The organism is Sphingobacterium sp. MYb382 (assembly GCF_037572665.1).
GTDB lineage: Bacteria > Bacteroidota > Bacteroidia > Sphingobacteriales > Sphingobacteriaceae > Sphingobacterium.
The window spans coordinates 107,198-127,291 of record NZ_JBBGZT010000007.1 but is presented as its reverse complement, the minus strand read 5'-3'; the positions used below and the strand labels follow the sequence as shown (position 1 = coordinate 127,291).

At 40.9% G+C, this 20,094-nt stretch carries 12 protein-coding genes and 4 tRNA genes; 6 read left to right on the top strand and 10 right to left on the bottom strand.

The genetic code is table 11. The features are described 5' to 3' along the window. Positions 1-9 precede the first annotated feature (9 nt). The 5 genes from WH223_RS01295 to WH223_RS01275 all read right to left on the bottom strand — a co-directional run bounded on the left by WH223_RS01295 (position 10) and on the right by WH223_RS01275 (position 3,881). A complete protein-coding gene (locus WH223_RS01295) occupies positions 10-3,066 on the bottom strand; it encodes a SusC/RagA family TonB-linked outer membrane protein (protein WP_340045708.1) in 3,057 nt (1,018 codons plus the stop codon). A 379-nt stretch (positions 3,067-3,445) separates the two neighbouring features. After that, positions 3,446-3,518 (bottom strand) — tRNA-Met (locus WH223_RS01290). 46 nt (positions 3,519-3,564) lie between these two features. Then, a tRNA-Met gene (locus tag WH223_RS01285) sits at positions 3,565-3,637 on the bottom strand. A 47-nt stretch (positions 3,638-3,684) separates the two neighbouring features. Beyond that, a tRNA-Met gene (locus tag WH223_RS01280) sits at positions 3,685-3,757 on the bottom strand. A gap of 51 nt (positions 3,758-3,808) precedes the next feature. Continuing rightward, positions 3,809-3,881: transfer RNA gene (locus WH223_RS01275), tRNA-Met, on the bottom strand. A gap of 115 nt (positions 3,882-3,996) precedes the next feature. Here WH223_RS01275 and era point away from each other — a divergent pair. Further along, the gene (gene era, locus WH223_RS01270) at positions 3,997-4,875 is read left to right on the top strand and encodes a GTPase Era (RefSeq protein ID WP_340045707.1); all 879 of its coding nucleotides are present in this window, start codon (positions 3,997-3,999) and stop codon (positions 4,873-4,875) included. Here era and uvrC read toward each other — a convergent pair. The 3 genes from uvrC to porW form a co-directional block, all read right to left on the bottom strand. Continuing rightward, positions 4,872-6,683, bottom strand: coding sequence for an excinuclease ABC subunit UvrC (uvrC, locus tag WH223_RS01265; RefSeq protein WP_340045706.1), 1,812 nt, complete (start codon positions 6,681-6,683; stop codon positions 4,872-4,874). The genes era and uvrC overlap by 4 nt on opposite strands. A 148-nt stretch (positions 6,684-6,831) precedes the next feature. After that, positions 6,832-9,087 (bottom strand): penicillin-binding protein 1A, encoded by a 2,256-nt coding sequence (locus WH223_RS01260; RefSeq protein WP_340045705.1) that lies wholly within the window; start codon positions 9,085-9,087, stop codon positions 6,832-6,834. Between the two features lie 111 nt (positions 9,088-9,198). Continuing rightward, a complete protein-coding gene (gene porW, locus WH223_RS01255) occupies positions 9,199-12,360 on the bottom strand; it encodes a type IX secretion system periplasmic lipoprotein PorW/SprE (protein ID WP_340045704.1) in 3,162 nt (1,053 codons plus the stop codon). A 223-nt stretch (positions 12,361-12,583) separates the two neighbouring features. Between porW and WH223_RS01250 the strand changes: the two genes are divergently transcribed. Next, the gene (locus tag WH223_RS01250) at positions 12,584-13,846 is read left to right on the top strand and encodes a TCR/Tet family MFS transporter (RefSeq protein WP_340045703.1); all 1,263 of its coding nucleotides are present in this window, start codon (positions 12,584-12,586) and stop codon (positions 13,844-13,846) included. Here the strand turns inward: WH223_RS01250 and ispF are convergent. Next, positions 13,779-14,267, bottom strand: a complete 489-nt coding sequence (gene ispF, locus WH223_RS01245) for a 2-C-methyl-D-erythritol 2,4-cyclodiphosphate synthase (protein WP_340045702.1) — start codon at positions 14,265-14,267, stop codon at positions 13,779-13,781. The two genes, WH223_RS01250 and ispF, sit on opposite strands and share 68 nt — an antisense overlap. 211 nt (positions 14,268-14,478) lie before the next feature. On the opposite strand from ispF, the gene WH223_RS01240 reads away from it, so the two are divergent. The 3 genes from WH223_RS01240 to WH223_RS01230 all read left to right on the top strand — a co-directional run bounded on the left by WH223_RS01240 (position 14,479) and on the right by WH223_RS01230 (position 17,966). Next, positions 14,479-16,032: an SUMF1/EgtB/PvdO family nonheme iron enzyme gene (locus tag WH223_RS01240; RefSeq protein ID WP_340045701.1), complete on the top strand. Its 1,554-nt coding sequence runs from the start codon at positions 14,479-14,481 to the stop codon at positions 16,030-16,032. Positions 16,033-16,291: 259 nt separating this feature from the next. Continuing rightward, on the top strand, positions 16,292-16,867 hold the full coding sequence (locus tag WH223_RS01235; RefSeq protein WP_340045700.1) for an RNA polymerase sigma factor: 576 nt from the start codon (positions 16,292-16,294) through the stop codon (positions 16,865-16,867). A gap of 7 nt (positions 16,868-16,874) precedes the next feature. Next, positions 16,875-17,966, top strand: coding sequence for a S1C family serine protease (locus WH223_RS01230; RefSeq protein ID WP_340045699.1), 1,092 nt, complete (start codon positions 16,875-16,877; stop codon positions 17,964-17,966). Between the two features lie 164 nt (positions 17,967-18,130). Here WH223_RS01230 and WH223_RS01225 read toward each other — a convergent pair whose 3' ends face one another. Continuing rightward, the gene (locus WH223_RS01225) at positions 18,131-18,766 is read right to left on the bottom strand and encodes a peroxiredoxin (protein ID WP_340045698.1); all 636 of its coding nucleotides are present in this window, start codon (positions 18,764-18,766) and stop codon (positions 18,131-18,133) included. Positions 18,767-18,927: 161 nt separating this feature from the next. Between WH223_RS01225 and WH223_RS01220 the strand changes: the two genes are divergently transcribed. Beyond that, on the top strand, positions 18,928-20,064 hold the full coding sequence (locus tag WH223_RS01220) for an acyl-CoA dehydrogenase (RefSeq protein ID WP_340045697.1): 1,137 nt from the start codon (positions 18,928-18,930) through the stop codon (positions 20,062-20,064). The last annotated feature ends 30 nt before the right edge of the window (positions 20,065-20,094 follow it).

The following is a 20,094-nucleotide window of genomic DNA, read 5'->3' as shown; positions in this document are numbered from 1 at the left end:
ATTCATATTTTAAAAGGAAACATTTAGACCTAGAATATACTTGCGTGTCGCTGGATAAACGGCAGGCCCTGCGGAACCTAACACCTTACCATCTGATGCCGGTATTTCAGGATCTACCCCTGAGTATTTAGTCCATACGACTAGATTTTCACCTGTAAAGAATAGACGTACATTTTTTATGTGGTATTGACTTAAGTTGAACTTATAACCAAGGCTTAGGGAACGAAGTCTTAAAAAGTCATTTTTCTCGAGATAGCGAGAAGATACTAGATTGCCTTGATCGCTATTATTATACTTGGCTACAGGATGTGTCGCTTCATCTCCCGGTTTCTCCCAGCGACTCCATCCTTCCTGCAATTTCATCTGATTACGGTCGGTGTAAGTACCATCGGCATCATACTCTTGACGGGAATAATTGTAGATCTTACCACCAAGGGCGAAACCAAAAGTAGCTCCTAGATCAAACTGCTTATATTGCAAAGCTGTAGAGAAGCCTCCGACGAGCTTAGGCGCAGCATTGCTTAATCGTTCAAAAGTAGCTTCTTGATATTTGCTAGTCGTGGTACGCTCTACCTCGTTACCATCGGCATCACGTTTTAACTTATACCACATCGGCAACCCATTATCGGGGTTAACACCTGCCCACTCTTTCAAATAATAGGTATCAACAGGAAGGCCTGGCAACAGAATACGTTGCGCTGAGCCCGCGATATTAGACCCATCACCAATAAGAACAGGCTTTATCGAATAACTACCGTCCGCATTTTTTGTAGGGTAGAGGCTCGTAAGTTTATTCCTATTGCGTCCTAAATTTAAATCCACAGACCATAGCAAATCTTGCTTACGAATAATATCACCACCTATCGTCAGCTCAATTCCTTTATTATTCATCTCGCCAATATTTTGCCATATACTACCTACGCCAGAAGTGCTCGTAACCGGTACTCTGTAAATAATATTACTCGTATTTTTATTGTAATAATCTACTGTTGCACGTAGTCTATTCTTAAAAAATGCAGCATCAAAACCTACACCTGTTGTATAAGTCTTTTCCCATGTCAAGTTTTTATTTCCTATTTGATTGATTAAAATACCAGAATCACCATTGTAGCTTGTTGATACAGAATAGAGATTATACTGCGGATAAAGGGCGTCAGGTCTATTTCCAGCATTACCATAAGAAGCTCGCAACTTCAACACATCTACCCAATCTGCTTTAAACCATTGTTCATGATGCATATTCCAGCCTCCACTAACGGAAAAGAAATTTCCATACTTCGCATTATCTCCAAAATTGGAAGCGCCGTCTCGACGAAGTGAAGCTTCTATCAAATATTTACCATCATAAGCATAGTTTACTTTGGATAGCATAGACTGTACCGCCCACTCGCTGATTCCACCTTTTGTACGCTCTGGCTTGGCTACCACATCGAGCACCTCGAAACCAGGAAGGAATCCCGTACCATAAACATCTAAGCCTTTACTCCAAAAATCATTAAACTCATACCCCGCGACAGCATATAAAGCATGTTTATCCCATGTTTTATTAAAGGTCAACATCTGGTTCGTATAACGACGTGCATATTCTGTACGATAATCAGATATCCGACCTTGCACACTTATCCCTCCATTAGAGCGAGGATCGGTATAGCCACTCGCGGAATAGGTATTGTATCTGTAATTGTTTACGGAGTTAAAGGTTAGCCAGCTGGTCAGTTTCACTTCGAAATCTAGGTTACCCATCAATTCGTAATTCACATTTGCCGATTTGTTCCATTGCAAATCATATAAATAGTTGGTGCTCGAGCTATTTACCCAGCTACTAGAACGATGTGGCACCAAATTGCCATTGGCATCATAAGGACTATCCCATGGTAAATTTGAATACATCGATGTTACAGAATATTGACGATCATCCACGCCACGGCGTGAAGCAACAACTGATGGTTTAATCGCTAACCATTGATAAGGTCTGTACACCTGATTAAGGCGTACATTATAACGCGTATAGTCGTACCCCTTTACGGCACCTTTCTCATCATAAAGTCCGACAGATAAGTAAGACTGTAGCTTTTCGGTACCACTAGCGATAGAGACATTATGATTCTGCACAAAACCAGTCTTCGTAGCTAGCTTCCACCAATCGAAGTTACTATTGCGCAAATCGGCATTCCATCGTGGAAAGGCAATCTTATCGGCATTCGCGAAGGAGGCATAATAGTCATATAATTCGGCTCCATTCATCATTTTAAGGTTTCCATTGGTCAGTTGGTTGAACCCCGTACGTGTAGAGAAGGTCAAGGTTGTCTTTCCTACCTTAGCTCCTTTTGTTTTAACGACGACAACGCCATTAGCACCTTGCGAACCGTAGATAGCCGTGGATGCTGCATCTTTAAGTACCGTCAAGCTCTCGATATCATCAGGATTAAGGTCGCCAACACCCGAGCCAACAATAACGCCATCGATTACCCATAGTGGGCTCGTCGTACCGTTCAAACTCGCTTGCCCGCGGATTACCACTGCCCCCCGTGAACCCGGCTGTCCAGAACCTGGCGCTACAAAAGCACCCGATACCTTACCACTCAAGAGGTTTTCCACCGATGGGTTCGTTACATCACGCAAAGCATCCCCCTTCACCACTTGCATGGCGCCAGTAAGGCTTTCCTTCTTTTGCACACCGTAGCCCACCACCACGACTTCTTCCAAAGACTCATCCGTTGGGATAAAGAATACCTTAAGGTCCTCTTTATCCGCCAAGACTTCTTGTGTTTTAAAGCCTACGGCAGAAAAAACAAGAACATCCCCTTTTGTAGCAGAAATAGAGAAATTACCTTTAATATCGGTTTGCGTAACAATAGACGCCTTCCCTTTAATAGAAACGGTAACACCAGATTCTGGTCCCTGAGCCGAAGACACCTGTCCCCGAAGGAGGCTTTGACTAATAGGACTAATTGTTACCGTAGAGGCAAAGACCGGTTGTGAAAAAGACGTTGAGGCTATCCCTACGAGAAATGATAACCGCCTAAGGTTCCTTGCACAGAAAAAAAATGGCAATCGCTTTATCATAAAATAATTTTTTGGTTATGGCCCAATTATGGTTCTCCAGAATTGGTTTAATACTCAATAATAAGTGAAGAAATATACATCTACGTGTAGAAAGCAAACGAAAACGGTTGCGTAAAATCGAACAATCGGTTGCATAAAAGGGCGATGTAACATAACTAGAGGAGTTCTTAAGCATAAAGCAGTTGATTTTTCGGGAAAATGGTTATCTAAGAATAGTACTTGGCAGGCTACGGGGATTGTGAGCCATCATGGAATTTGTATGTATCTATCTTAAAGGCTGAGCACGTATTTTGGCATACGCTCTACCACACAAATTCTAGCACTATAAAAGGTCTATAAACAGAAAAAAGCACCATATTTCTATAGCGCTTTTTCGTAGTAGCGGGGATCAGACTCGAACTGATGACCTTCGGGTTATGAGCCCGACGAGCTACCAACTGCTCCATCCCGCAATGTATTTTTAATATCTTTGAACCAGGTTTTACCCTGGTTCTTTTGTAGCGGGAATCAGACTCGAACTGATGACCTTCGGGTTATGAGCCCGACGAGCTACCAACTGCTCCATCCCGCAATGTATTTTAGATATCTTCGAACCAGTCATTGCCCTGGTTCTTTTAGTAGCGGGAATCAGACTCGAACTGATGACCTTCGGGTTATGAGCCCGACGAGCTACCAACTGCTCCACCCCGCAATATATTTTTAGTCTCTTTGAACGAAGGGTCATTTCACCTTGTTCTTTTAGTAGCGGGAATCAGACTCGAACTGATGACCTTCGGGTTATGAGCCCGACGAGCTACCAACTGCTCCATCCCGCAATATATTTTTTATAAAACCTGCGTTTATTTTTCTTAAATGCAAGATTACGTTCTCTTTTATTGGAGCACAAAGATATTATTTGTTTCTTTGTAATCCAAATAAAGCACACAAATAATGTCACACAAAGCAGGATTCGTAAGTATCATAGGCAAGCCGAATGCAGGCAAGTCCACCCTAATGAACTCATTAGTAGGCGAGAAAATGTCTATCATCACGCCAAAAGCGCAAACAACAAGACACAGAATAATTGGAATTGTTAACGATGAAGAGCACCAAATTATCTTTTCTGACACGCCGGGAGTGATAAAACCGAACTATTCACTGCAAGAATCGATGATGAATTTCGTGCAAGGATCCTTAATTGACGCCGATCTTATTCTATTCGTAACGGATATTAACGAGAAACACGACGAGAGTGATGTGATTGAAAAACTACGTAAAACATCTTCGCCCGTGGCTGTGCTTATTAATAAAATTGACAAATCTTCCGAAGAAGAAGTACGCAGTAAAATTGAGTATTGGAAAGAGACGTTAAATCCAGATACTGTATTCGCAATATCAGCTTTACATGAGTATGGCGTACCTGCTATTATGGATTATATCAAAGAAAAACTTCCTGTACACCCTGCTTACTATGCTAAGGATGAGTTAACGGACAAGAATATGCGTTTCTTCGTTTCAGAAATCATCCGCGAGAAAGTATTCAAATTGTACGACAAAGAAATACCATACAGTACGGAGATTATCGTGACTTCCTATAAAGAAGAAGAAAAAATCACACGTATTGCTGCGGAAATCATCGTTGAGCGCGATTCCCAAAAGAATATCATCATCGGTAAAGCAGGCTCCATGATAAAAAAAGTAGGAACCTACGCACGTCTAGACATTGAAGAATTTATTGACGGCAAAGTATTCCTAGAGCTTTTTGTGAAAGTAATCCCTGACTGGCGCAGTAAAAAGAATTATCTAAAAAGATTCGGCTACGACGATTAACCAATCGTTTGTTGCGTAAAATATAGACGAAGTGCTCTAATCTGCTTTAGGTTAAGCACTTCGCTCAACTCCTCATCACTAGCTTCCTTCACTCTTTTCGTCGATTTAAACACCTTCAGTAGGTTTGCCACGGAGGTCTTACCGATACCTGGAATATTCTCCAATTCGGAGACAAACGTCTTGCGGCTACGTTGATTACGGTGGAAGGTAATTCCAAAACGGTGGGCCTCATCCCGTAAATGTTGAATAACTTTTAACGTTTCCGACTTTTTATCGAGATACAATGGGTATTGATCCCCCGGATAATATAGCTCCTCCAAACGCTTCGCAATACCGATTACGGTAACTTGGCGGGAGATACCCAACAGTCGCAAGCTCTTCATTGCAGCTCCTAGCTGCCCCTTACCACCATCAATAACGATAAGCTGAGGTAATTCACCTTCTTCATCCAAAACGCGGCGATAGCGGCGGAAAACAGCCTCTTCCATCGTTGCAAAGTCATCGGGTCCAACAACAGTCTTCACATTAAAGTGGCGATAATCTTTTTTCGAAGGTCGGCCATCCTTAAAGACAACAATAGCCGAAACAGGGAAATTACCTTGGATATTAGAGTTATCAAAACATTCAATATGACGCGGAAGCACATTCATGCGCAGGTCTTTCTGCATCTGCGTAAGCAGTCTATCGGTCTTCACTTCCGGATTTAAACGTTCATACTGCAACATTCTTTCCTTCTTGAAGTAAGCCACATTCTTCATCGATAGCTCCAGCAGGTTTTTCTTCTCTCCGAGTTTAGGCACGACAAACTTGATAGTAGTATCCGTTTCAATATCTATCGGAAACGGAACAATAATCTCTTTAGAGGTACTCTTAAAGCGATTACGAATCTCCAAGATGGCCAGTGCTAACAACTCTTCTTCCGACTCATCCAATCGTTTTTTCATTTCTAAAGTCTGCGTTTGCGTAACGACTCCATGAACCACTTTCAAGTAATTCACGAAAGCATGGCTATCATCCGCAGCAATACTAAATACATCAACATTGGTAATGGAAGAGTTAACGACAGTCGATTTACTTTGATAGTTCGATAGTTTATCCAACTTGCTCTTTAGCTGATGGGCGAGTTCAAAGTTGAGATCCACAGCTGCCGCTTGGATACTCTCTTTAATTTTATTAGTTACCACAGCGATTTTACCATTCAAGATGTCCTTAATATCTGCCAGGTTCTCCTGGTAGTTATCCTCCTCCTGAAAGCCTTCGCAAGGACCTTTACAATTACCGATTTGGTATTCTAAACACACTTTATACTTGCCTTTGGCAATATTGGATGCCGAAAGGTTAAGGTTGCAGGTGCGTAGTGGAAAAAGCTCTCTGATCATGTCAAGGATAACATGCATCATGCCTACGGAAGCATAAGGACCATAATATTTAGACCCATCCTTCACATATTGGCGCGTCCAGAACACACGCGGAAACGGTTCATTCTTGATGACAATCCACGGATAGGTCTTATCGTCCTTAAGCAACACATTATAACGAGGCTTATATTTCTTGATGAGGTTATTTTCAAGCAACCAGGCATCAATTTCGGTATCAACGATCGTAAAAGATATACGATTAATCTTGCGCACCAATACGCGCGTTTTGCCATTTAACTGCGATTCATTGATAAAATAAGAACCTACCCGATTTCTCAAGTCCTTAGCTTTCCCGATATAAATAAGCTCATTATCTTTGTCGTAATACTGATAAACGCCTGGTTTATGTGGGATTTTCTTTAATTCTTCTTTATAATCAAACAGTTGCATAGCAATAAAAGCCTTTTAAATTAAACAGCTAGCTCGAATAAAAATAACGATTTTGAGCGTTACGTTCTTCTAAGCCTGCATAAAAAATGCCGAACAGCAAATTTCGTAAATATTTACTGTTCGGCAAGTATATATAGATCTAGTGATCTTAAAATCCTAATCGATCGTCATTAAGCGAGTTGCTCTCGTCTTCAGCTCCACCGCTCCCATTGAAAGGAACATACTTCCCACAGTCCATCTCCCGCGTTAACCCGCCTGGAGGTTGTGGGAAATCCTCTTTACTGTAGTGCAGTTTCTTATCATTATACACACGCTTCATGTATAAACCGAATATTGGTAAGGCTGCCGCTGCTCCTTGTCCAGAGGCCATGCTGTGGAAACGGATACCACGATCTTCAGCTCCTGTCCATACCCCCGTTACAAGTTCTGGTGTAATACCAATAAACCAAGCATCCGAGTTATCGTTGGTAGTACCAGTCTTACCACCCATAGGGTACGTCAAACCACCATACTCTGCTCTACGTAAGCGAGAAGCTGTACCGCCATCAACCACACCTTTTAACATATTCACCATGATGTAAGCCGATTCGCTATTGATAGCTTTCACCACCTTAGGTGCTTTTTCATAAATTGGCGTACCATTTTTATCCTCAATACGCAAAATCATCGTCGGCTCAATCCATGTTCCGAAGTTCACGAATGCTGAATAAGCACCTACCATATCATATACTGAAGCTTCGTAAGCACCTAAAGCTATCGACGGATAGTTAGGCACCTCGGAAGTGATTCCCATTTTCTTCGTTAAAGCGGCCACATTTGAAGCGCCTACTTCGTTGATAACGTAAGCAGATGCAAAGTTTTGCGAGTATTTAAGAGCATTCTTCAATGTTATTGGGTCACCACCTTGCACTGTTCCACGTGGCGTCCAATTGCCATACGTTTGCATATGGTTTGGTACCGTGAAGCAGGGCGAATACCCATTATCAATGGCTACAGCATATGTAAATGGCTTCGCCGTTGAACCAACCTGACGTTGACCTAATTTAACATGGTCATATTTGAAATGCTCGAAGTTAATACCACCAACCCAAGCTTTAATATGTCCTGTTTTAGGCTCCATAGACATCACGGCGTTACGTAAGAAAAGCTTATTATAACGGATAGAGTCCATCGGTGTCATCACCGTATCGACATTTCCTTTGTATGTGAAAAGCGTCATCGACACCTTCGTGTTAAATGCTTTTTTGATATCCTCTTCACTGTAGTCAGCATCTTTCAAAGCACGGTAACGATCGGAACGTTTCATACCTGATATTAAAAGCTTCGCATTATCACCACGGAAAGGATCAGAATTTTTATACTGACGGTCAAAGTCACGTTGCAATTTCGTCATCCATTCTTTTTGTGCTTCTTCAGCATATTGCTGCATTGCATAATTGATTGGCGTATAAATCTTAAGACCATCCTTATCTAAATCGTAAGGTGTGCCATCAGGCTTCGTGATGGATAAGCGTTGAAATTCTTTCTTAATCTCTTCCTTCAATACAGCACGGAAATAAGGCGCTAAACCTTCTCCATAATTGGAGATACGTAGCTTCAAGTTGATAGGTGTTGCTTTTGCAGCATCCGCTTGTGCTTGGGTAATGTAAGATTGTGAAGCCATATTGTTCAATACCGTATTACGGCGTGACAATGCGTTATCTGGAAACTTAATCGGAGAATAAAGGTACGTACCTTTCAACATACCGACCAAAATAGCGGCCTCTTCAGGCTTCAGCTGGTCAGGTGTGGTGTTAAAGAATGTACGGGCCGCAGATTTAATACCATACGTGTTTTTATATCCATAATCTACGGTATTAAAATACATCGTAATGATCTCTTCCTTCGTATAGCTACGCTCCAAACGAACGGCTGTTAGCCATTCTTGGAACTTTTGCATCATACGTTTGATACTACTACGCTCGCGACGCTCCGAAAATAAGTTAAGGGCTAACTGCTGGGTAATGGTACTTCCCCCCTGCTTGCTACCCGTTAAAGTATGCAGTACAGAAGTCAACGTACGGGAGTAGTCAATACCCGAGTGCTCATAAAAACGCTTATCCTCCGTAGAAATTAAGGCCTGAATTAAATAGGGCGACAGTTCACTATACTTAACGTTAGAACGGTTATGTTTATAGTATGTACCCAACACTTCAAGCTCTTCCGATAATACTTCGGAAGCTAAGTTACTTTTCGGATTTTCCAATTCCTGAAAAGAAGGTAATTTACCAAACACCCCAATGCGTATACTCAGGATAAACAAACATGCAAGACCTACTATAACCAAGAATACTTGCCATAGTCTTTTGGTGTACCGTTTTACATCTTCTTCCGTAAGCTTGCTTTGCTTCGACTCTCTTTTCATTTATTAATCTTTTTATTGCGGTGCTCTGTTACCAACCTAAAACTAAACCACCTTGAAGCATGATACTTCAAGCCGTCTAGCTATCGGGGTTCATAAACCACCATTATTCGCTTATTGTTCTGTATAAATCAGGTGATAGTTTCGGATTTGTATCCCATCTGTTAACGTCTCAATGAACTCTTTTGTTATGATGAAATAATTATAATCTTCGACTGGCACCTTCATGATTTCAGGAAGCAAAGGTAATATTCTTGATTCATAAGTTTTCACATCTTCGTACGTTTCAAATGGACCAATGAAAAGTAGCTGATTTTCAGCATTAACTAATTTCAATTGGTGGTTGATATCGATGCGTGCGTAGCGACTACGGTTAAATTGTCCAATACCATAACGGCTAGGCGCTAAATTAACACGTGGGTCACCAACATTAATCGTGAAATAATAAACAGCTGTATCTGGAAATATACGCTTATCACGATAGTCATTTGGACCATATTCGATAGAAACGTTACCAACATCCATGGTCTTACCGTCTAATTTAACGGCACCTGTCGCCAGTTTATTGGTGTTTATAGTTGTATTTACTTTACTTTGACCTAAAGCCAATTCTAACTTCTCGTCTTCAATCTCACCCAAATCAACCACAATAGCGCCTTCTTTCTTCTCTAGCTTAGCGACAGCATTGATACCGCCAACCGTAGACTTCACCGTTTTGCTCGCTCCTGTCATCTCACCAGCAAGCAACTCAGCAATCTCACGTTTCTGCTCTTCTGTTTTCGGTTTTTCGACTTTCTCTGCTACTTTCTTCTCCTCAACTTTCACCGGCTCCTTAGGCTTCTTCACTTCCTCTTTCGCTTTATCTTTCACGAGAGCAACACCCGTACGGTAATCGCCATTAATAAACAAATCAGGCCAAGGCGTCATATCTGGTTCATCCACAAAAGCGATACGGCTTCTATCAATATCTTGTAATGCATTAACACGATTGATAAACATGTTCGGGTTGTTTTCGACAAAAGCGATGTTATCTTTAGCAAGTGGCGTCACCAAACTATCTGTAGGGTATTTCTCCACAAGCTTAGTTAACGCATTTGTAAAATCATCAACACGGCCTACACGACCTATAGCTAGCGCTTTCAAATATTCAATCTGAGCGACCATTCCGGAAGTCTGGAATACGCCTTCAAGCTCTTCATTAGCCTGCTTGATAACTTCAACGTGATCACCTTCGGTGTATAAAGCAAATAGCTTGTCAAACGCACGATCAAGCACACGCTTATCACGGTTGATTTTATCCATGTAATAAGGATCTTTCGCCACCAAAGCATGCAATGAATTTGGATACAAGGTAATCAAGCGACTTTTATATTCGTTGCTCTTCGCTTGGTTGACACCATCATACATACGGTACAAAGAATAATAAATTTCTGCTCCCGCAGTCGTATTTGGGAAGCGCCCTAAGAAGGCTTCATATGCTAAAATAGCGTCTTTATTATCCTTCGTATAATCTCTATAAATATTACCAATGACAATCATATTGTCATGAACTTTCTGTGTACGCTTATCGAAATCCTCTTGTGTTTGAGGAATTGACGTCAAGTAACGATCACGCTCTCCTTGAATGAAGGCAACCGCATCCAGCGTATCTTTCTTCGCTACCTGTTGGTTTGTATCTGTATTTGCGTTTAACTGAGCCAACAGATTAGGGCTATTATCGCCAGCAAATCTCCAGTCATCTTTCAGCTGTCTATTTCCCCATTTACGTTTAAAATCTGCTGTTCCTAGTAGTAAGGCATCTTGATTATTAAAATAGAAACGATTATCGGCATACGTATTATTCGTCGGGTTGGTTGCCAAAACATTGCTGTTTACAAAACCACTATTTGACGCTACAGCACCTTTTTTACCTTTCTTTGCCAATGCAGCAGCACGATCCAACTCACCTTGCTTTTTAATGAGGCTTGCGCCTGCATATTTTGCAACCTGCTCTTCTCTTCCTGCTTCATCTAATCTACCCAAGTTGATAAGCGTATCTTGCCACAGGTTATCCATATACAAGCCGGTAAGCTCATTCATATAAACTAGCTTACGACGCAAACGGTCAACATCGGTATAATCTTGAGGTAAAACGGTGGCTAAACTATCGTAATAGTTGCTGGCACCACGGTAATCTTGCTGCTGAAACAAGTAATCTCCTAGTGTAAGGTAAGTTTCTGCCGCCTGGTACGTATTACGATTAGGCACACTCAATGATTTTTGAAAATAAGCAAAAGCTTCTTTCTCATCCTTCTCTGCCAAATAAATACGTCCTATTTCAAAAAGTATCTGATCTTTAAAATCTTCGTTTTTACCTTCCTTAAGCATTGACTTCAGCGGCTTCACCTGCTCCGCTAACGTACCTCCATGCAGCGCTCCTTTCAGAAAGGCTGCTTGTAAGCTCGCTTCAAAGGCCATATCAAAAGGCACATTCGCTTTGGATATCTTATCAAACAAGGTGTATGCTTGTGCATCTTGTTTGTTGTCGGCATACAGCTGTCCCAACAAAAAGCGCCAGCGATGCTTATCGTAGCTATCTTTATTGGACTCCATGGCAAACTCCAAGTACGGAATTGCAGCCAACTCTTTACCTGTACGAATCAACACATTGGCTTTCGCCGCATTGACAAAAGTACGCGTCTTCAGGCTCTTGCCTAGAAACATAAAGGCCGAATCAGCAGCCATGGCTGCCTTCTCAGGCTTATTAATCTGTAATAAAGCACGTGATTTCCATGCGTAGGATACCGGCTTGTACTTAAGCTCTGGTCCATCTTCCTTAATCAGTTTATCAAAAAATTCAATAGCTGTATAGTAGGAACCTTTCATATAATAAGCCTTAGCAATCAAGAAGTAGGCTTCATGCACATACTTACTTTCTTGCCTTGTATTCACCACTTTATAGGCTTTTTGGACTAAAGAATCCATTGCTTTATGGGGATCCCCATTTGCCGTAGGCTCGTCAAAAACAGTCAAACGAACTTGGTAATTCTTATTCGTGCTGCCGTAAATACTTTTACGCTCCGCATCCAGCAAAAGATTAGAGTTATAAAGAATATTATACTTGGAGGTCAGATTTTGATAAAAATCGGTTTTTGAAGTATCCTTAACCTGTTTACTAGACCGGTTGCTCTTACCTTTCAAAAAACTACAGGCAGAAACGGTAAGCAAAAGAACGGCAAAAACGACCAATACCAAAGGAAATCGTTTCGAGATGTTACGTTTTAAATTTACAATCATGTATAAGTCAATCTTTAACCTGAACAAAAAAACAGGCAAATAGTTCTCACAAAAATACCAATATTCGTATAATTATAGACTATAAAAACTTTAAAAATAGTTAATTGCCTATCGGGGAGACAAACACTCCCCCTTATTAACTAGGAATTAACAGGAAAATATTGCATTTCAAGGAATTTAAACCCTACATTAGTTTTATAATTATAAGCTCTATCCCTCCTCTATGGCTAAAAAAGGTAATGCTGATTTATTATTTATCTTCCTAACGGTTGTCATCGACACGATAGGTCTCGGTATTATTATTCCTGTAATGCCTGCTTTAATAAAAAATCTTATTCATGGCGATTTAAGTCTAGCCTCTCAATATGGAGGATGGCTGACCTTCTGTTATGCCTTTACCCAATTTATCTTTGCCTCTGTATTAGGCAATTTGAGTGATCGCTATGGTCGTCGTCCTGTATTGCTATTTGCCTTATTTGGCTTTTGCATAAACTACCTCCTGATGGGCTTTGCCCCTAGCATCGCTTGGCTTTTCATAGGTCGCTTAGTGGCCGGTGTAACGGGCGCTAGCCATACCGTGGCTGCCGCTTACATTGCAGACATCAGTACACCCGAGAAAAAAGCACAAAACTTTGGGCTCCTAGGAGCCGCATTTGGATTAGGCTTCATCATCGGGCCCGTCCTTGGGGGACTTTTAGGCCACTATGGCCCACGGGTTCCTTTCTTTGCGGCCGCAGCACTAAGTTTCGCTAATTTAGTTTACGGCTATTTTGTCGTTCCAGAATCACTAAAGCCCAACCTTCGAAGACCCTTTCTATGGCGTAATGCAAACCCAATTGGTGCTTTTAAGCATATGAAACAATACCCACAGATATACGCACTTGTCGCTTGCATCTTCCTCATCAATATTGGGGCTCATGCCGTACAGAGCACTTGGTCATACTTTACCATGGAAAAATTTCAGTGGGATGAGCGGATGGTCGGATTCTCCTTAGGCGTTATTGGTGTACTATTAACTATTGTTCAAGCGGGACTCTTACGTGTCATTATCCCGAAATTGGGACTACCAAGAGCTATATTAGTTGGTCTTTTTTTTAATAGCCTATCGCTTCCGCTCATGGGCTTTGCACCCAACAGCACTATCTTTTTTGCCTATAGTGTCTTATTTGTGTTTGCCGGCATTGCTGGACCTGCTATTCAAAGTATGATATCCAACCTCACGCCATCCAATCAGCAAGGGCAGATACAAGGCGGAATTGCTTCTGTCATCAGCTTAACGGCCATCATTGGCCCCTTACTGATGACGAGTTTGTTTTCAGGCTTTACAAAAAAAGGAACAACCATTTATTTTCCTGGTGCTCCTTTTTTAGCAGCAGGGCTGCTAGGCCTTAGTGCCTTTACGATTGCGTTCTACTATTTTAAGCGTTCGTCTGCTTTTCTATCAAACAAACAGCATAAGCCACAACACCCTCTTGACGACCAATAAAGCCCATCGTTTCGTTTGTTGTTGCTTTAATAGAGATATCTTCAACCGTCAAACCTGCCACCTTAGCAATATTCTCTTTCATCGCTGGCAAGTAAGGTTTAATCTTTGGTTCTTCAAGACACAACATCGCATCAATATTACCTAAATTAAAACCCTTTGCTTGAATCAGTTTCACACATTCCTCCAGTAAAATCAAACTACTGATTCCTTTCCACTTCGCATCTGTATTTGGAAAGTGATAACCGATATCTTCTAAATTTGCTGCGCCAAGAATAGCATCACAAATAGCATGCACCAAAACATCAGCATCCGAATGACCAAAGGCACCAGCATGATGATCGAGTGTTACCCCACCTAAAACAAAAGGATGCCCATCTTTTAACTGATGCACATCAAATCCAAATCCTACTTTTATCTTCATAAAAACGAAGTTAGTCAATAAATAGAGATTTACGAATTGGCGAATGGAGCGCTTAGAGCGACCTTTTACAAATTTTAACACTTTTTAAGGTTTGATTTGTTAACCTTGGTACGAATTCAGCTAGCATCTTAAGCGAGAATAAAATTTATTTCTTACTTTTGACAAGATAAATTCATAATTTCATTTTATGATGTTTAATAAACGTATGGCTATGAGAAGAGTGATTCCTGTCGTAGTAGCCCTTTCTTCTGTTGTATTATTAGGTGCTTGTAGCAAGCTTAGCAAGTCGGGAAAAAACAAAGATCTTTCCCCGAAAACTGGCGTTGCTTATAATGACCCTAACAACGGTGGGCTTCACATTAACAGAAAGGTAAAAGAAACACCAGGACCAGGATTGGTAGCGATTGAGGGTGGTACCTTTGTGATGGGCGGCAGCTTAAATGAAGATTTAGGTTATGCGCACGACAATTTGAAGCGCCGAGTAACGGTTGCTTCTTTCTATATTGATCAAACGGAGGTGTCCAATGCAGACTGGTTAGAATACCTACACTGGATTGCGCAAAACTTCCCTGACGATGGCAAACTGTATTATGATGCACTACCCGATTCGTTGGTATGGCGTCATCCATTATCCTACAATGAGCCTTACGTAAATTTATACTTACGCCACCCTTCTTTCCAAGATTATCCTGTTGTGGGTGTATCATGGGAGCAAGCTACAGCTTACTGTCAATGGCGTACTGACCGTGTAAATGAAAATATTTTACGCAACTCGGGTGTTTTAGTAGATTACAAAACACGCTCTGAGCGTCAAGCAACAGGCAACGATGCCTTCAATACCGACATCTACTTAAATGGACAGCTGAAAGGCGATGGTATCGATGGACCAAATATGCCTACAGACAATAAACCTGGTGCACAGGCTGGTGCTAAGCGTACCATCCGCATGGAAGATGGTATCTTAAAACAACCATACCGCCTACCTACAGAAGCGGAGTGGGAATATGCTGCTTTAGGTTTAATTGGTAATACTGTACAAGGAAATATCGAAAATAGCCGCACCTACCCTTGGAGTGGACTTGGTGTTCGTTCCGACAAGCGTAAAACGCAAGGTCGTATGTTAGCCAACTTCAAAATTACAAGCGGTAACAACATGGGGGTTGCTGGTGATTTGAATGATGGAGGTGATATCACTGTACCTGTTACAAGCTATGCACCAAATGACTTCGGCTTATACAACATGGCTGGAAACGTAAACGAATGGGTTAACGACGTATATCGTCAGTTGTCATTTGAAGATTTCGAAGACTTCAACCCTTTCCGTGGAAACGTTTTCATGGATAACCAATATGAAAATGCAGATGGCCGTGTGCTAGCAAAAGATAAATACGGTCGCCCAATTAAAGTTCCTGCGAAAGCAGCACGTAAACAAACATGGGAAGAATTGCAAGCAGCCAAAGGTGGCGAAGCAACAACGACATCTACCTATGCGTATGATGCACGTGGCTTTGAAGACGAAGAGACACAAGAGCTTTACGGAAAGACAAGCTTAGTGAACAACAAAAGTCGTGTTTACAAAGGAGGTTCATGGAACGATAGAGCGTACTGGTTAAATCCAGCAACACGTAGACATATGCAACAAGATGAATCAGATGCGATGACGGGATTCCGTTGTGCAATGACGATGGTTGGAAATGTATTCGGACCAACATCAAAAGGGAAAAGTAGCGGTAGAGCAAAAACTAGTAAAGGCTCTCCACACTAATTAAAATATACAAATCTTAAAGAAGATACCTAAAAAGCAGCTTACTCTTTTTAGGTATTTTTTTTTGAAGACAGAAAGACTTAAAAAGGAACGATAAAATGCATTTTATCGTTCCTTTTTAAATTTATTTTGACTAATATAGCAGAAGGAGCACACGTAGAATCGACATACTAATGGTCGATGATGAACTGCCCATTTGCAAGAAAATAAAAATATCTCTCCGGAGAAGGTTACTATTTGACTAAAAAGGTATTAATAAGTGAGTAAGGAGAAAAGCGACATTCGTAGTGATGAGGAAATCATCTTAGGAATACAGCAGGGGAACAATTTAGCCGTGCAACAATTGTATAAGCTTTATTACCCTACGGTAGCCAAGATGATTATCAACAACAATGGCAATGCCGAAGAAGCCCAAGATATTTTTCAAGAGGCCGTCATGGTCTTATACGATAAAATAAGCAAAGGTAATTTTGAGCTATCGAGCAAGTTAAAAACTTTCTTGTATGCTGTTTCCAAACGTTTATGGCTAAAACAACTTACTCGTGGTGCATCCCGCTTTCGCAAAGATTCTATTGCGGATATGGAAGATACACTGGTCGCTGATGAAGCTATCGAAGAACATGAGATTCTAGAAAGCAATCTGACCCTGATGGAAGAAGCATTAAATGGATTAGGAGAACCTTGTAAGTCCATTATACATGAATTCTATATCCTGAACCGGTCGATGACGGAGATATCCGAAAAATTCGGATATACCAATTCAGACAATGCCAAAACGCAGAAGTATAAATGTCTGCAGCGACTAAAAAAATTATTTTTTCAAATTAGTACGTAAAAAAAGCATGAGGAGTTTAAATCAACAAGAGTTTATAGATTGGGCAGATTTATATCTGCGAAACGAATTGACAGCAGCAGACCGTCAGCGTTTCGAGCTATTCTGCGCCGAAAACCCCTCCTATCAAGAAAGCTTTGCGCAGCATAAATCTTTTCTAGCAGACTACCGCCAAGCACAAGAACGCTTAGACTTCAAAGCTGTATTAACAAGCGCAGCGGAAGATTATCATGAGCAAAACCCAGAGAAAGAGCCTGTAAAAGTAATTTCACTATGGGACCGCTACAAATTTAATGCTGGCGTTGCAGCAGCAATCGCTATTATATCGGTTTTCTCTACATTATGGTTAACTGGTTACTACTCTAATCTAAAGAAAACATCTTCTGACTATAGTGCATTACGTCGTGACATGAACAATGTAAAACGTAATGTAAATGCGCATAACGATGCTATTAAAAACATTAACAGCACGGGTAAAACAGAAACTATCCATTATGGGGCTACAGGCTTCATGATTACGCGCGATGGCTATGTAGTAACCAACTATCATGTCATCAGTGGTGCTGACTCTATCCACTTGCAAAACCAACGTGGCCAATCGTTTAAAGCAGATATCATCTTTACGAGTCCAGAGAAGGACTTAGCGATTCTACACATCAACGATTCTACGTTTAAAGCACATAAAAATATCCCTTATACGTTCAAGAAACAAAATTCTGACTTAGGTGAAGACATCTATACTTTAGGATTTCCTCGTGACGAAGCCGTTTATGGTCAAGGTTACTTGAGCTCTTCAACAGGTTATGCGGGCGATACCTTAGCATACCAAATCTCTATCCCGGTAAACCCAGGAAATAGCGGAGGTCCTGTTTTAGATAAAGAAGGAAACGTGATTGGAATTATCTCGGGCAAACAGAAAGGAATAGACGGAGCAGCTTTTGCGATTAAGACGAAAGCATTGATTGAGACCTTAAACAGCATTCCTGCAGATGTGTTACGTGGTAACGTCGTGTTGACGAATAAAAACACACTGAACAATTTATCGCGTACCGATCAATTGAAGAAATTGCAGGATTACGTATATTTGGTGAAAGTGTATTAATACAACTAAAAAAGATTAAGCCTAACGAATTTTGATAGGCAATATAGCTAAGGAATAAAAACATTAAAGGGTTGACGAAAAGTCAACCCTTTAATGTTTTTACAAAGCTCATAAATCATCGATTAGGTTAGTAACGCTAATTGATGATTTATTCCATTCTCCTTTTATTTGTTTGGCTGTGGTGTCGTTCTTAAGTACGGCTTCACCTCTGTAAATCCTTTCGGGAATTTTGCAGGAATATCTTCCGTCTTAATTGCTGGCACAACGATAACATCTTCACCGTCTTTCCAATCCGCTGGTGTTGCTACTGAATACTCGGCTGTCAACTGCAAAGAATCAATCACACGTAAAATCTCATTGAAGTTACGACCTGTTGAAGCAGGGTATGTTAACGTCAATTTCACCTTTTTATCTGGACCTACCACAAACACAGAACGTACCGTTGCTGTAGCATTTGCATTCGGATGGATCATATCGTACAACTCCGCTACTTTTCTATTTTCATCAGCAATAATAGGGAAATTGACTGTTGTATTTTGTGTTTCGTTAATATCCTTCACCCATTCCAAATGGTCTTTCACAGAGTCTACACTTAAGGCAAGCACTTTCACATTACGCTTATCAAATTCTCCTTTCAATTGTGCGGTACGTCCTAATTCAGTCGTACATACAGGCGTGAAATCAGAAGGGTGTGAGTATAATACTGCCCAGCTTCCCTCGATATATTTATAAAAATCAATTGGACCTACTGTGGTCTCCGCCTGAAAGTTAGGCGCATCGTCTCCTAGTTTTAAACTCATCACTATTTAATTTAAGTTAAACACTATTTTATTATAATATACTAATATACTAGATTTTGTCGTACTTATGAAAACAAAAAAAAGCTTTACTTTAAAAAAATAAATATTACTATGCTTGCATAACAATAAAATGTATATTTGAGTAAATCAATATAAACGTTATGCAATTCCAACTATCTGAAGACCATCAATTAATACGCCAAACTGCTGCGGATTTTGCGAAATCTTTAAAAGCAGGTGTTATCGAACGTGATGAACAAGCTACCTTCCCTACTGCTTTCGTTAAGCAAATGGGTGACTTAGGTTTTATGGGGATGATGGTCGACCCAACCTACAATGGCGCAGGCATGGATGCCTTAGCCTACGTACTCGCTATTGAAGAAATATCCAAAATAGACGCATCTACGGGCGTAATCATGTCTGCACATAATTCACTTGTACTTTTTGGACTAAACAAATACGGTAGCGAGGCCCAAAAGGAAAAATACCTAAAGCCCTTGGCTAGCGGCGAAAAGTTAGGTGCTTTTGCGCTCTCTGAACCCGAAGCGGGCTCTGATGCTACTTCTCAACATACCACTGCCATTGATAAAGGGGATTATTACCTATTAAACGGTACTAAAAACTGGATTACCAATGGTGGCAAAGCCGATATCTACCTTGTTATTGCGCAAACACATCCTGAGAAGGCACACCGAGGCATCAATGTATTCATCGTCGAAAAAGGACAAGAAGGCTTCACGATTGGACCTAAGGAGAACAAACTAGGTATCCGCAGTTCGGACACCCACTCGCTCCTCTTTTCGGATGTAAAAGTTGCTAAGGAAAACCGTATTGGTGAGGATGGCTTTGGCTTTAAGTTTGCCATGGAAACTTTGGATGGCGGGCGTATTGGTATTGCCGCACAAGCTTTAGGCATCGCCGCAGGCGCTTATGATTTAGCTTTAGCTTATGCTAAGGAGCGTAAAACATTTGGTAAGCCTATTGCAGAGCATCAAGCGATTCAATTTAAACTTGCAGATATGGAGGTTGAAATTGAAGCAGCACGACTGTTGACCTACAAAGCCGCTTGGTTAAAGGATAATAAACTTCCTTATGGAAAAGCAGCGGCTATGGCTAAGCTACACGCATCAGAAGTGGCTATGAAAACAACGATAGAAGCGGTACAGATTCACGGTGGCTATGGTTACGTAAAAGAATACCACGTAGAACGCCTTATGCGCGATGCTAAGATTACGCAAATCTATGAAGGAACTTCAGAAATACAGCGCTTAGTTATTGCACGCGATATCTTACGATAAAAAATAAAATCCTAGCTTATTTTAGTAATA